Genomic DNA, 12,648 nt, shown 5'->3' on the forward strand with positions numbered 1-12,648 from the left:
ACGCGACGCGCACCTGCCGCCCAGCCCCTTCTACACCTGGGTCGCGGGCGAGTCCCGGCTGGCCACCACGGTACGGCGACACCTGGTCAACGACCGCGGAGTGCCCAAGCGGGACATCTCCTTCATCGGCTACTGGCGCCTCGGCCGGTCCGCCCCCGGCTGAGAGGAATCCCTTGTGCGGCACCATGTCCTGACCACGGCGGACGAGATCGAGACAGCCATCGGCCGTCCGCCCCCGATGATCATGCTCAAGCAGATCAGCGCCCTCGACGCGGGCTGCCGGACCGTCCTGGCCCGGTGCCCGATCGCGGCGTTCGGCTACCGCACCACCGACGGCACCAGCCGGACGACCTTCATCGGCGGCGCGCCGGGATTCACGCGTGTCCACTCACCCACGCGGATCTCGTTCTCCCTCCCCGAGCCCGGTGACCCGTACGGTCCGGTCTCGTTGTTCTTCCTCCTTCCGGGCGTCGGCGAGCTCCTGCGGGTCAACGGCACGGTCACCGCACGCCAGGGCTCCGAGACGACGGTCGAGATCCAGGAGGCGTACGTGCACTGTGCTCAGGCCGTACTCCGGTCCGGTCTCTGGCAGCCACCCGCCCAGCCGCAGCCGGCCGCGGAGATCGCGGGGGACGGGCCCCTGAGCCGGCCCGGCGTCGCCGATTTCCTGGCCGGTGCGCCGTTTCTCGCGCTGTCCACGTGGGACTCCTCCGGCGGCAGCGACACGAGCCCGCGCGGCGATCAGCAGGCGGTGGCGCGGATTCTGGACGACCGCACCCTCGTCATTCCGGACCGCCGCGGCAACAAACGCGCCGACACGCTGCACAACCTGCTCCAGGACGACCGGCTCTCGTTCGCCGCGCTGGTCCCGGGCCGCAGCGGTGTCCTGCACGTCCGCGGGCGCGGCGCGATCACCGGCGTCCCGGCGCTGCTGGTGACGATGGCGTTGCGCGGCACACCCCCGCACGCGGCGCTGCTCATCGACGTCGAGCACGCCGAGGTGACAGGCAACGACGCCGTGGCCCGGTCCCGGCTGTGGTCGCCCGGCGCGCACCTCGACCGCGGCACGGTGCCGGACCTGATGGCGCTGGCGGGGGAGCACCTCGCCGCCAACGCTGACGGTCGCTCGACCACGTACCTGATGAAGGTTGTCGGGGTGATCCCCGGGATGACGCGGTTGCTGCGGCTGGTGATGAACCGCGCCTACCGCTTCGGCCTGCGCAAGGAGGGCTACGGGGAGATCGCGCCCGTCCCGGGCGGCCGCCGCCGGCGTCGGGCCGAGGTGGGCGATCCGCTGCGGCAGGTGCGGATCACGGAGGTACGGCGCGAGACGCCGACCGCGGTCACTCTCGTCCTGGAGGACGCGGGCGAGCGCCGCAACGCGTTCGACTTCCGGCCCGGGCAGTTCTTCACACTGGTCGCCGACCTCAACGGCCGGCCGGTGCGGCGGGCGTACTCCGCCTCCTCGGCGCCGGGATCGTCCCGGCTGGAGGTCACCGTCAAGCGGGTCGAGCTGGGGCGGTTCTCCACCCACGTGCACGGCGGCCTCCGCGCCGGGGACCGGCTCGCCGTGCTCGGCCCCTCCGGGTCCTTCCATACCGGGCCGCAAGCTCCCGACCAGCTCGTCCTCGTCGCGGCGGGCAGCGGTGTGACACCGATGATGAGCATGATCCGTACGCGGCTCGCGGCTGACGCGGCCGACGACCGGATCGCGCTGCTCTACAGCAGCCGCGACGCGGACGAGGTGATCTTCGCCGACGAACTGGCCCGGCTGGCGAAGGACCAGCCCGGCCGGCTGTCGGTCACCCACGTGCTGACCCGCCGGGACGGCCGGCTCGACGCCGAGGGCGTGCGGCGGTGGGTCGCCGGTGTGGCCCCGGTTGCGGCGGCTCACTACTACGTGTGCGGGCCGGAGCCGTTGATGGATGTCGTCCAGGGGGTGCTGGCTGGGCTGGGGGTGCCGGACGCGCAGGTGCATCAGGAGCGCTACACCAGCGGGGCTGACCCCGGGAACGCGACGACCGTGCCGCAGGAGCTGATCGTCGAGCAGGACGGGCGGCCGGTGGGGACGGTGGTGGTCGAGCCGGGGCAGACGCTGCTCGACGCGGGGCTGGCTGCGGGGCTGACGATGCCGTACTCGTGCACGGTGGGTAACTGCGGCGACTGCATGGTGCGGCTGCGCAGCGGCGAGGTGAGCCAGAACGAGCCGAACTGCCTGACGCCGGGGCAGCGGGCGGACGGCTTCGTGCTGGCCTGCACCGCCTGCCCCCTGTCGAAGGTGACCGTCGACATCGCTTGACGGTCCTCCGTACCGTGTCGACCATGGCTTCCCCGAAAGGACGCGTCCGTAGCGTCCTCCCTGGTCTCCCGCGCCGCGGGCCCGCGATCATCCTTGTCGCCCTGGTGGCTCTGGTCGGGGCGTGGTACGGCGGCGCCGCGGGCCATCGCGTGGGCCTGGAGCTGGCTCCCGAACTGCCCAGCGGTGCAGCCGCGGCGCAGATCACCGGGACCGTGCTGCCCGGGTTCAAGGTGTGGGGTGGCGGCGACCCTGATCCTGTCGTCTCGCAGCCGGACGGGGAAGGCATCGAGTACGGCTACGCGACCTACTGGGTGCGCCACAACGACGCCACCCGCGACGTCGGCGGCTACAGCGCCGCGGCCCGGGACCGGCTCGTCGCCGCCGGGTGGGAAGTGCACGACTTCACGCTCACCGGCCCCGAGAACTACATCGACGGCGGTCAGGGCAGCGGGGCGACGTTCTGGGCGGACCGCTCCGGCCTGGTGCTCGGGTACGACAACTCGCTGCTGACCGGGTTCCCGGCGTACGACTCCGACGGTGGTGTCCAGCTGACGCTGCGCCGCGGCAGTTCGTCCGGGGCGGTGGCGGCCGGGTGGGTCGGCGCGGTGCTGGGTGCGCTTCTCGCGTGGTTCCTGGGCGGCTGGGTGAGCCGTACCCTCTCCGGGGTCGCGGGCGGCGCGGCCGCCGTGTACTACAGCCGGCGTCGTCGCAGCGCCTGAGCAACGGCAACTGCCTCGTAAGGCCGTCCCCGGGAACATCCGGGGGCGGCCTTCGCCGTCGCGGGCTTAAGGTCTTGGCATGGCATCGTCGAAGTCACCCGCCGTCGAGGTCGAGGTCGCCGGCCGGCCGGTCCGGCTGAGCAGCCCCGACAAGGTCGTCTTCCCGCAGCGGGGCTACACCAAGCGGGACGTCTTCGAGTACTACCTGGCGGTCGGCGACGGCATCATGCGCGCGCTCGACCACCGCCCGACGACGCTGCAACGCTTCCCCGACGGCATCGAGGGGGAGATGTTCTTCCAGAAGCGGATCTCCACCCGGGGCGTGCCGGCCTGGGTCGAGAGCGCCACGATCACCTTCCCGAGCGGGCGTACCGCCGACGAGCTCTGCCCCGCCGACCTCGCGCACGTCGCCTGGGCCGCGCAGATGGGCACCATCGTCTTCCACCCCTGGCCGGTGCGGGCCGCGTCCCCGGACCAGCCGGACGAGCTGCGCATCGACCTCGACCCGCAGCCGGGCACCGACTTCCGCGACGTGATCACCACCGCCGGGGTGGTGCACGAGGTCCTGGACGAGCTGGGCTGGACCGGCTACCCGAAGACCTCCGGCGGGCGCGGCGTGCACGTGTACGTGCGGATCGCCCCCACCCACTCCTTCGTGGACGTGCGCCGGGCGGCGATCGCGCTGGCCCGCGAGGTGGAACGCCGCAGCCCGGAGCGGATCACCACGGCGTGGTGGAAGGAGGAGCGCGGCGAGCGGGTCTTCCTGGACTACAACCAGACGGCCCGGGACCGGACGATCGCGTGTGCGTACTCGCTGCGCGCCAACGGCCGGGCCACCGTCTCCGCGCCGGTGACCTGGGCCGAGCTGCCCGACGTCGAGCCGGACGACTTCGACCTGCGGACCGTGCCCGAGCGGTTCGCCAAGATCGGTGACCCGCACGCCGGGATCGACGACGTCGCGCACGACATCGCGCCGCTGCTGGAGTGGTCGGCGCGGGACGAGCAGGCCGGGCTCGGCGACCTGCCGTACCCGCCGGACCACCCGAAGATGCCCGGCGAGCCGCCGCGGGTGCAGCCCAGCCGCAAGAACGAGGCGAACTGGTGATCGGCTAGAGCGCGAGCTTGAAACCCAGGTGTGAGGCCTCGAAGCCCAGCGACGCGTAGAAGCGGTGGGCGTCCGTGCGGCGCTTGTCCGTGGTGAGCTGGGCCAGGCCGCAGCCGCGTTCCCGGGCCCGCTCCAGCGACCAGACCATCATCGCCCGGCCGATGCCGCGGCCGCGCAGGTCACCGCGCACCCGGACCGCCTCGATGGTCATCCGCTCGGCGCCGCGCCGGCTCAGCGACGGGATGAAGGTGAGCTGGCAGGTGCCGACCACCGTGCCGTCCTCGTCGGCCACGATCAGCTCGTTGCGTGGGTCCGCGTCGATAGCCTCGAACGCCGCCCAGGCGGCCGCGTCCACCGCCTCGGGAGTGAGCCCACCGGTGGCCTCGGCACCGGCCCCGCCGGCCGGCGGCGGCGCAGCGTCGGCCTCGCGGGACCGGGCGATTTCGTCGTCGGTGAGCAGCTCGAGGATCGCCGGGACATCGGCTCGGGTCGCGCTGCGGAAGATCACGTGGGCCACGCGGCCATCCTGACACGCCCGACGGGCTGAGCCGCCGACTGGCCCCGGGCGGGCACGATGACCGCATGCGACTGCTGTTGGTCCCGGTGCGGGGGATCTACCGCGGGCTGGTCTGGCTCGCCAACTCGCCGCCCACGCTGATCCTGTCCTATTCGCTGCTCATCGCGATGTGCAGCGTGATCTACCACTTCGTCGAGAAGGTGACCTACGGCGACGCCCTGTGGTGGGCCGTGGTCACCGCCTCGACGGTCGGCTACGGCGACATCTCGCCCAAGACGGGCGTGGGCCGCGTGATGGCCGGCCTGCTCATCTCGCTCATGGTGCTGATCGTCGTCCCGCTGATCACGGCCCAGTTCGCCAGCAAGCTCATCGTCGACCACGACGCGTTCCAGCACGACGAGCAGGAGGAGCTGAAGAACAACCTGCGGGAGGTGCGTCAGCTGCTGGCCGAGCTGGCCGCCCGCGAGGGGATCACCGTGGAGGGCAACGCAGCCCCTCCTTCGGCAGCTCCAGACCGATGAGGTAGCCGTCGACCGCGTCGACGATGCACTTGGTGCTGGGATACGCCGTGTGTCCCTCGCCCTCCCAGGTGAGGACCTGCCCGGTGCCGAGCATCTTGGCCAGCTCGGCGGTGTTCTCGTACGGCGTGGCGGGGTCACCGGTGGTGCCGACGACCACGATCGGCGGCGCACCGGTGGCCGCACCGGCCGGGTACGGGTCCCGGGCGCCCGGCCAGAAGGTGCACGGCAGCATGCCCATGGCCAGCGCCGCACCGAACAGCGGGTACTTCTTGCGCCACTCGCCCTGCAGCTGGCGGATCTTCTCCACCGTGGGGGCGCCGGCGGTGTCCGCGCAGTTCACCGCGAGGTTGGCGTCGAACAGGTTGGAGTAGCTGCCGTCCGGCTTGCGGTCGGCGTACTGGTCGGCGAGGTCGAAGATGTCGCTCGCGTCGCCGGTCTGCAGCCCGTCGACCGCCTTGGCGAGCTGCTGCCAGCCGGACTCCGTGTAGAGCGACGAGATCACCGCCACGAAGATCCAGCCGGGAGTGGCCTCGCGGCCGTCGGGGCCCTCGACCGGGGACGCCTCGGCCTTGGCCAGGGCGTCGGTGACCGCGCCGCGGGCGTCCGGGGCGATCGGGCACTTGGCCGCGTTGGCCTTGCACCAGGTGGTGAAGTTGGTGAACGCCCGCTCGAAGCCCTTGGCCTGCGACTCGGAGCCGGCGATGAAGTCCTGCTTCGGGTTGATCGCGCCGTCGAGCACCAGCGCCCGGACCTTGTCCGGGAAGAGCTGGGCGTACGTGGCGCCGAGCAGGGTGCCGTAGGAGAGGCCCAGGTAGGTCGTCTTCTGGTCGCCGACAGCCGCGCGGATCGCGTCCATGTCGCGGGCGGCCTGCTCGGTGGAGAAGAACGGCAGCTGGGGGCCGTACTTCTGGCCGCAGCCCTCGGCCACGCGCTTGTTGAGCGCGACGACCTCCTGGAACTCGGCCTCGGTCTCGGGATCCGGCGCCGCCGCGAAGGTGGCGTCCTGGTCCTTGTTGCTGATGCACTTGATCGGGTCGGAGCGCCCGACGCCGCGCGGGTCGAAACCGACGATGTCGAACCGGTCGGTCACCTCGGTGGGCAGCCCGCCCAGCGCCTGGCCGAAGGAGACGTAGACCGAGTAGTCGATGCCCGAGCCGCCGGGGCCACCGGGGTTGACCAGCAACGAGCCGATCCGGTCGTGCTGGGTGGCCGAGCGGATCCGGATCATCGCGACGTCGTAGGTCTCGCCGGACTGCGGGGCCGCCCAGTTGCGCGGCACGGCCACCTTGGCGCAGTCGTAGGTCATGCCGGAAGCGGCCCGGCCGACCAGCTTCTCCGGCACGTCCGGGCAGGGGGTCCACTGCGCCTGGGTGCCGGGCACCGCGGGCGGCGCCTGGCTGCCGGTGGTCACCGGTGCGGCGCCGTCGGGGTCGTCGGGGGCGAAGACCGGCAGCGTGCAACCGGCGGTCGCGATGACCGCGGCGACCAGTGCGGCCAGGACCAGGCGGGGGGTACGCGGCACAGTGCGCGGCCTTTCTCGATCGGCTCTTGCTCGCACGAGGCTAGCCGAGAAGTCTGACAACCTGACTCAGCGGCTCGTCAGCACATCGGCGAGCTGGAACCGCACCGGCCGCTCCAGCTGCTCGTAGGTGCACGTGTGCGGCTCGCGGTCCGGGCGCCAGCGCTCGAACTGGGCGGTGTGCCGGAAGCGCAGACCCTCCATGTAGTCGTAGCGGACCTCGACCACCCGTTCGGGACGCAGCGGCACGAAGGACAGGTCCTTGCCGTTGTTCCAGCGGCTGACCTCGTTCTTGCGCGGGGTGCGCTCGCCCTGCTCGTGGGCGGCCCAGTTCCACGGGTGCCCCTCGAAGGTGGTGACCAGGTGCTGCATCTCGATGAAGAGCTCCTCGCGGACGGCCATCGGGAACGAGCCGATGACCCCGACCGAGACCAGCACGTCGCGCTCGTCGTAGAGGCCGAGCAGCAGCGAGCCGATCCGGTTCTCGCCGGACTTGTGCACGCGGTAACCGGCCACGACACAGTCCGCCGTACGCTTGTGCTTGATCTTGGTCATGACCCGCTTGTCCGGCTCGTAGCCCAGGTCCTTGCCCTTGGCGATCAGCCCGTCGAGCCCGGCGCCCTCGAACTCGCCGAACCACCGCCGCGCGGTCTCCAGGTCGTCGGTCGCCGGGGTCACGTACACCGGGGGTTTCGCCTCGGCCAGGCACTGCTCCAGCCGGGCCCGCCGCTCGGCGAAGGGCAGCGTGGTCAGGTCCTCGTCGCCCAGCGCCAGCAGGTCGAAGGCCACGAAGCCGGCCGGGGTCTGCTCGGAGAGCAGCTTGACCCGGCTCGCCGCGGGGTGGATGCGCTGCTGGAGGGCCTCGAAGTCGAGGGTGTTGCGCTCGGTGTCGGCCACGATGATCTCGCCGTCGATCACCGCCCGGGCCGGAAAGTTGGCCAGCACCGCCTCGACCACCTCGGGGAAGTAGCGGGTCATCGGCTTCTCGTTGCGGCTGCCGATCTCCACCTCGTCGCCGTCGCGGAAGATGATCGACCGGAAGCCGTCCCATTTGGGCTCGTAGAGCTGCCCGGCGGGGATGTCCGCGACGGGCTTGGCCAGCATCGGCTTCACGGGCGGGTTGATCGGCAGGTCCATCGGCCCAGTCTCCCCGTTCGCGCCCGGAAAGGAAGCCCGGACGCACCGGTCCGGCAAGTTCGCCGGGCCGATCGCCGGGTATGGGTGGGCCCATGACCTCACGAGTGGTGGTACTGACCGGTGCGTCCAGCGGGATCGGCCGGGCCGCCGCGCTCGCCTTCGCCGCCCGAGGGGACCGGCTGGTGCTCGCCGCCCGGGGCCTGGCCGATCTGGAGAAGGTGGCCGCGAGCTGCGGCGGGAGCCCGCTCGTGGTGCCGACCGACATCAGCGTACGGGCCCAGGTGGAGGAGCTCGCGGACGCCGCCGTCGACCGCTTCGGCCGCATCGACGTGTGGGCCGACAGCGCGGCGGTGATGGCGTACGGCAAGTTCGAGGACGTGCCCGCGGAGGTCTTCGATCAGGTGGTCCGGACGGATCTGCTCGGTTCCGCGAACGTCGCCCGGGCGGCGCTGCGGGTGTTCCGGAGCCAGGGCCACGGGACGGTGATCCTGTGCGGTTCGCTGCTCGGGCACATCACCGCGCCGTACATGTCGGCGTACGTGACCTCGAAGTGGGGTCTGCGCGGGCTGGCCCGGACCCTGCGGCAGGAGACCCGCGACGCGCGGGGCATCAACGTCTGCCAGCTCGTGCCGGGCAGCGTGGACACGCCGATCTACACGAGTGCGGCCAACTACGCCGGTTTCGTGGGCCGTCCGCCGCCGCCGGTGGACTCCGCCGAGCGGATGGGCGCGGGCATCCTGCGGCTCGCCGACCGCCCCCGCCGGGAGCTGTCGGTCGGCGCGGCCAACCGGTTCACCGAACTGGGTTTCAAGGCCATGCCGCCGGTGTACGACGCGCTGGTCGGGCCGATGATGGGCCGGCTGGGCCTGAGCCGGCGCCGGGTCGCCCCGGACGCCGGCAACGTCTTCCGGGCCGCCGGCCGGGTCGAGGGTGGACCGGCGCGCTGGGGCCGGCTGCCGGTCGCGGCGCTCGCTGCCACGGCGACGGTGCTGGCCTCGAGCACGGTGGCCGCCGGCGTGCGCCGGCTGCGTCGCGGGGCTTGAGTCGTCCCCAGGGGCGGGGTGCAGACTCGTACGCATGACCGTGCGGGAGCTGCGGGGCCTGACGATCGGTGAGTTCGGTCGCCGGTCCGGCCTGTCCGTCAAGGCGTTGCGCCTCTACGACCTGTCCGGCCTGCTGCCCCCGGCCGAGGTGGACCCGGCCAGCGGCTACCGCCGGTACGCGGTCAGCCAGCTCGACCGGGCCCGCCGGATCAGCCTGCTGCGCCGGCTCGACATGCCGCTCGCCGTCGTCGCCGAGGTGCTGGCCGGCACCGACGAGGAGGCGGTGGTGCGGCTCGACCGCTGGTGGGCGGCGCAGGAGCAGGCCACGGCGGCGAAACGGGGCAGCATCGGCTGGCTGCGCGTCCAGCTCGCCGCGGCCACCCAGCCCGCCATGACGTACGAGGTGCACCGGCGGGCAGTGCCGGAGACCAAGGTCGCTTCCCTCCGGCAGGCCACCGACCAGCAGGGTCTCGCCGGCACGATCCACGAGCTCCAGTGGCGCGTACGCGATCAGCTGGCCGGCGCCACCACCACCGCCGAGCACTGGGTGATCTACCACGGTTTCGTGACCCCGGACAGCGAGGCCACGGTCGAGGTCTGTGTGCCGTTCACCGGGCCGGCCGAGCCGGCGGGCACGATGGTGATCCGGCTGGAGCCGGCGCACACCGAGCTCTACACCACGGTCGCCCGCGACGACTGCTTCTATCCGCGGATCATGCAGGCCTACGACACCCTGGCCCGGCACGTCGATGCCGAGGGTCTGGTCCGCAACGCGCCCGTCCGCGAGATCTACCTGGCCGACTGGCACACGATCGCCGGCACCGACCCGTTCGTGCACGTCGCCCAGCCCGTCGGCCCCTGACCCGCGTCGCCCTACCGAACGAGCAGTTCGACCAGCCGGTCCAGCTCCGCCGACGGGTCCGCGGCCAGGCCCATGTGCACCGGGCCGGCCTGCAGGATCGTGCTGCGCGGAGCGACCAGCCAGCGGAAACGCTCGCCCTGCTTCATCTCACGGGCCGCGCCGCCGTCCGCGCCCCCGGCACAGGTGATCTCCCAGGACTGCAGCGACGCCCGGATGCCGTCCAGGTCGGCGTGAGGATCCAGGGCGAGCAGCCGTGGCTCGTGCAGGTGGGTGCGGGCGGCGAGGAAGTCCAGGCGCTGGCAGTAGAGGACCACGCCGACGTTGATGAACTCGCCGCGCTCGACCCGGGGGACCGCGCGGACGATCGCGTACTCGTAGGGGACTCTCATGCCGCGGCCCCCGGCAGCCAGGCGGCGGGCTCGGCGGCCCGGGCCACCAGGTGGTCGAGGTAGGCCCGGCGGGCCTCGCCGGCCGAGGCGAAGTCGAACTCGGCCAGCCACTCGTCCGGGACCAGGTTGATGACCTCGGCCAGCAGCGCGGGCGTGAGCTGGGCGGCCAGCTCCGGGCCGACGGTCGCCAGGGCGGTCGCGTACGGCTTCAGCACGTGGTCGTCCCACTTGTAGGCCCGGTGCACCACGTTCGCCGCGCGCGGCCAGTTGTGGTGGAAGTAGAGCGTCGCGCCGTGGTCGATGAGCCAGAGCCCGCCGTGCCAGATCAGCAGGTTGGGGTTGCGCCAGCTGCGGTCCACGTTCTCCACGAACGCGTCGAAGGCCAGCGTGCGGGAGGCCAGCTCGGCGTCGACCGGGTGGGCCACCGGGTCGTAGCCCAGCGCCCCCGGCAGGTAGTCCATCCCCAGGTTGGCGCCGGCGCTGGCCTTGATCAGCTCCTGCACCTCCTCGTCGGGCTCGGCCCGCGCGACGACCGGATCGAGCTGGGTGACGACGAGCTCCGGCACGGGCAGACCCAGCCGCCGGGCCAGCTCACCGGAGATGACCTCGGCGACCAGCGCTTTGGGGCCCTGGCCGGCGCCGCGGAACTTGACCACGTACGTGCCGAGGTTGTCGGCCTCGACGATGCCGGGCAGCGAGCCGCCCTCCCGCAGCGGGGTGACGTAACGGGTGGCGATGACCTCGGACAGCACGCCGCTCACCCTAGCGGGCGGCGTGCCGGCCTCGGGTCAGGCGGCGTCCGGGCCGCGGCGGCGCAGGTCCTCGACCTTGGTCATGGCGTCGCGCAGCTCGGTGAGCCACTCGTCGGTGTGCTCGCCGACCAGCTTGACGCACCAGGCCAGCGCCTCGGAGCGGCTGCGGGCCACGCCGGCGTCGACCAGGGTGTCGAGCACCTGCCGCTCGGGCTGGCGCAGCCGGGTCATGACCGGGGCGGAGAGGTGGGTGAACAGCTCCTCGGTGTCGCCGCAGCGCACACCCCAGCTCACCTTGCGCTGGTAGCGGTGCTCGACCTGGAGGGCGACCTTGATCCGGCCGTCGCGGGTGTCCTCGCGGAACTGGTGGATCCGCCCGGACTGCGCGGCGGAACGGTCGGCGTCGGTGGCGTCGGCGCCCAGGTCGGGCGTGGGGACCCGGCCCCAGATGATGATCTCGTCGCGGTCGACGACGACCTGGGGTGGCTCGGTGAACCAGCCGTCGGGCGTTGCCCCGGTGATCCAGGCGGCAGCGTCATCGGCGGCTGGTGGCTCGGTGCGGGCCCCGGAGGGTGGACGGAAACGCATGGGAACCTCCAAGCGAAGCGATGATTACATGCTTACACCGTTGCACCGCTTGCGCCAGGAAACGCGTTCAGCTCTCAGAGGACAAAGGCATCGGTCCACAGCTGGCGGGAGCGCCCGGACAGGGCGTCCATCAGGGCCACGGCCTGGCTGTCGGTCAGGGCGGCCACGAAGTCGATCACCGCACGGCCGCGGGCCCGGTAGATCCGGTCCGGGGTGCCCTCCGGCAGCTCCGCCTCGGCCAGCTCCACCAGGTCCCGGATCCGCCGGGGGAGACGCTCGGTCTCGTCCGGGTCGGCCAGCCAGGCCAGCAGAGCCTCCACCAGCGAGCCCAGCAGCCGCGCCTGACCCCGCTGGTGCAACGCCAGGTCGGGGCGGGCCAGCACGAACCTGTTCTGCACGAACTTGAGCACCTGCACCTCGTGCCACTGGGCCGGAGCCAGCAGGACGTGTCCCGAGCGCACCGCCGGCGTGTCGGTCACCTCGATCGACTCGACCAGGCGCCGGGTCCAGTTCGCCGAGAACGCGGCCACCTGCGCCTCCGCGTCCAGCGAGCCGTCGAACGCCTCGGCCAGCAGGCCGTCCACCAGCTCGGCGCGGACGTGCTCCACCGCCGCGGCGAACGCCTCGTCGTCGCTGATCCAGCTGTCCTTGCGGTGCAGCTGGCGGCGCAGCGCCTCGATCGAGGTGCCCGGGCGGCGCTGGGCGTCGGTCAGGTCCTCGTCCGGGACCTCCCGGAACGACGAGCGCTGCCACGCCATCAGCTCCGCCGCCACCGAGCCCTGCTGCAGCACCCCGACCCGGTGCACGTCCTCGAGGTCGTGGATCGCGTACGCGATGTCGTCGGCCGTGTCCATCACCGAGGCCTCGGTGGTCTGCTGCCAGTCGGCGACCCGCCCGGCGAACGGCAACCGGGCCTGCACCATGTCCTCGACCTCGGTCGTGTACGCGCCGAACTTCAGCGAACCGCCGTCCGGGTCGTCCGGTGGCGCCGCCGCACCGCGCGGCGGCGGGTCCATGAATCGGGGATGCGGCGCCGGGTGGGTCCGGCGGGTCCACGGGTACTTGAGGATGGCCGCGCGGGTGGCGGCCGTGAGGTTCAGCCCGATGGTGGCCTGGCCCCGGATCTCGGTGCTGGTGACGATCCGGTACGACTGGGCGTTGCCCTCGAAGCCGTCGCGCAGCCCCAGCCGCTGCCGG

General features: G+C 72.4%; 14 protein-coding genes. 7 read left to right on the top strand and 7 right to left on the bottom strand.

Annotated features, from left to right (window positions below):
* Positions 1–13: 13 nt before the first annotated feature.
* The 4 genes from AB0C29_RS13925 (at position 14) to ligD (ending at position 4,123) form a co-directional block, all read left to right on the top strand.
* Entirely contained in the window at positions 14–163 is a 150-nt protein-coding gene (locus AB0C29_RS13925) for an SIP domain-containing protein (RefSeq protein ID WP_360819918.1), read from the top strand.
* Between the two features lie 12 nt (positions 164–175).
* On the top strand, positions 176–2,299 hold the full coding sequence (locus tag AB0C29_RS13930) for a 2Fe-2S iron-sulfur cluster-binding protein (protein ID WP_360819886.1): 2,124 nt from the start codon (positions 176–178) through the stop codon (positions 2,297–2,299).
* Positions 2,300–2,322: 23 nt separating this feature from the next.
* Complete coding sequence (locus AB0C29_RS13935) at positions 2,323–3,018, top strand: hypothetical protein (protein WP_360819889.1); 696 nt, start codon at positions 2,323–2,325, stop codon at positions 3,016–3,018.
* 79 nt (positions 3,019–3,097) lie between these two features.
* Positions 3,098–4,123 carry a non-homologous end-joining DNA ligase gene (gene ligD, locus AB0C29_RS13940; protein WP_360549540.1) on the top strand — a complete coding sequence of 342 codons (1,026 nt, stop codon included), beginning with the start codon at positions 3,098–3,100 and terminating at the stop codon, positions 4,121–4,123.
* A 4-nt stretch (positions 4,124–4,127) separates the two neighbouring features.
* Here ligD and AB0C29_RS13945 read toward each other — a convergent pair whose 3' ends face one another.
* Positions 4,128–4,640, bottom strand: coding sequence for a GNAT family N-acetyltransferase (locus AB0C29_RS13945; RefSeq protein ID WP_360819893.1), 513 nt, complete (start codon positions 4,638–4,640; stop codon positions 4,128–4,130).
* A gap of 65 nt (positions 4,641–4,705) precedes the next feature.
* Here AB0C29_RS13945 and AB0C29_RS13950 point away from each other — a divergent pair, with 65 nt between their 5' ends.
* On the top strand, positions 4,706–5,161 hold the full coding sequence (locus tag AB0C29_RS13950) for a potassium channel family protein (protein ID WP_360819895.1): 456 nt from the start codon (positions 4,706–4,708) through the stop codon (positions 5,159–5,161).
* Here the strand turns inward: AB0C29_RS13950 and AB0C29_RS13955 are convergent.
* Together AB0C29_RS13955 and AB0C29_RS13960 are read right to left on the bottom strand one after the other, a co-directional pair.
* Complete coding sequence (locus AB0C29_RS13955; RefSeq protein ID WP_360819898.1) at positions 5,112–6,683, bottom strand: alpha/beta hydrolase; 1,572 nt, start codon at positions 6,681–6,683, stop codon at positions 5,112–5,114. The genes AB0C29_RS13950 and AB0C29_RS13955 overlap by 50 nt on opposite strands.
* Positions 6,684–6,749: 66 nt before the next feature.
* Entirely contained in the window at positions 6,750–7,817 is a 1,068-nt protein-coding gene (locus tag AB0C29_RS13960; RefSeq protein ID WP_360819901.1) for an ATP-dependent DNA ligase, read from the bottom strand.
* 92 nt (positions 7,818–7,909) lie between these two features.
* On the opposite strand from AB0C29_RS13960, the gene AB0C29_RS13965 reads away from it, so the two are divergent.
* Positions 7,910–8,860 carry an SDR family NAD(P)-dependent oxidoreductase gene (locus AB0C29_RS13965; protein ID WP_360819904.1) on the top strand — a complete coding sequence of 317 codons (951 nt, stop codon included), beginning with the start codon at positions 7,910–7,912 and terminating at the stop codon, positions 8,858–8,860.
* A 34-nt stretch (positions 8,861–8,894) separates the two neighbouring features.
* A complete protein-coding gene (locus tag AB0C29_RS13970) occupies positions 8,895–9,722 on the top strand; it encodes a MerR family transcriptional regulator (protein ID WP_360819907.1) in 828 nt (275 codons plus the stop codon).
* Positions 9,723–9,733: 11 nt separating this feature from the next.
* On the opposite strand, the gene AB0C29_RS13975 is transcribed toward AB0C29_RS13970, so the two are convergent.
* From AB0C29_RS13975 to AB0C29_RS13990, 4 genes are all read right to left on the bottom strand, one after another.
* Complete coding sequence (locus tag AB0C29_RS13975) at positions 9,734–10,111, bottom strand: DUF3037 domain-containing protein (RefSeq protein ID WP_360819910.1); 378 nt, start codon at positions 10,109–10,111, stop codon at positions 9,734–9,736.
* The gene (locus tag AB0C29_RS13980) at positions 10,108–10,863 is read right to left on the bottom strand and encodes a HipA family kinase (RefSeq protein WP_360819913.1); all 756 of its coding nucleotides are present in this window, start codon (positions 10,861–10,863) and stop codon (positions 10,108–10,110) included. The genes AB0C29_RS13975 and AB0C29_RS13980 overlap by 4 nt, the downstream gene beginning before the upstream one ends.
* Before the next feature lie 36 nt (positions 10,864–10,899).
* A complete protein-coding gene (locus AB0C29_RS13985) occupies positions 10,900–11,451 on the bottom strand; it encodes a hypothetical protein (protein ID WP_360549518.1) in 552 nt (183 codons plus the stop codon).
* Positions 11,452–11,525: 74 nt separating this feature from the next.
* Positions 11,526–12,648: phosphodiesterase (locus tag AB0C29_RS13990; protein WP_360819915.1), on the bottom strand; the 1,123-nt coding region annotated here is incomplete at its 5' end.

The organism is Actinoplanes sp. NPDC048791 (assembly GCF_040650095.1).
In the GTDB taxonomy this organism is placed as follows: domain Bacteria; phylum Actinomycetota; class Actinomycetes; order Mycobacteriales; family Micromonosporaceae; genus Actinoplanes.

Excerpts from the sequence above, each read along its gene's own strand:
- AB0C29_RS13935 (WP_360819889.1), top strand. The coding sequence starts at position 2,323 with ATGGCTTCCCCGAAAGGACGCGTCCGTAGCGTCCTCCCTGGTCTCCCG.
- ligD (WP_360549540.1), top strand. The coding sequence starts at position 3,098 with ATGGCATCGTCGAAGTCACCCGCCGTCGAGGTCGAGGTCGCCGGCCGG.
- AB0C29_RS13970 (WP_360819907.1), top strand. The coding sequence starts at position 8,895 with ATGACCGTGCGGGAGCTGCGGGGCCTGACGATCGGTGAGTTCGGTCGC.
- AB0C29_RS13975 (WP_360819910.1), bottom strand. The coding sequence starts at position 10,111 with ATGAGAGTCCCCTACGAGTACGCGATCGTCCGCGCGGTCCCCCGGGTC.
- AB0C29_RS13965 (WP_360819904.1), top strand. The coding sequence starts at position 7,910 with ATGACCTCACGAGTGGTGGTACTGACCGGTGCGTCCAGCGGGATCGGC.
- AB0C29_RS13950 (WP_360819895.1), top strand. The coding sequence starts at position 4,706 with ATGCGACTGCTGTTGGTCCCGGTGCGGGGGATCTACCGCGGGCTGGTC.
- AB0C29_RS13960 (WP_360819901.1), bottom strand. The coding sequence starts at position 7,817 with ATGGACCTGCCGATCAACCCGCCCGTGAAGCCGATGCTGGCCAAGCCC.
- AB0C29_RS13985 (WP_360549518.1), bottom strand. The coding sequence starts at position 11,451 with ATGCGTTTCCGTCCACCCTCCGGGGCCCGCACCGAGCCACCAGCCGCC.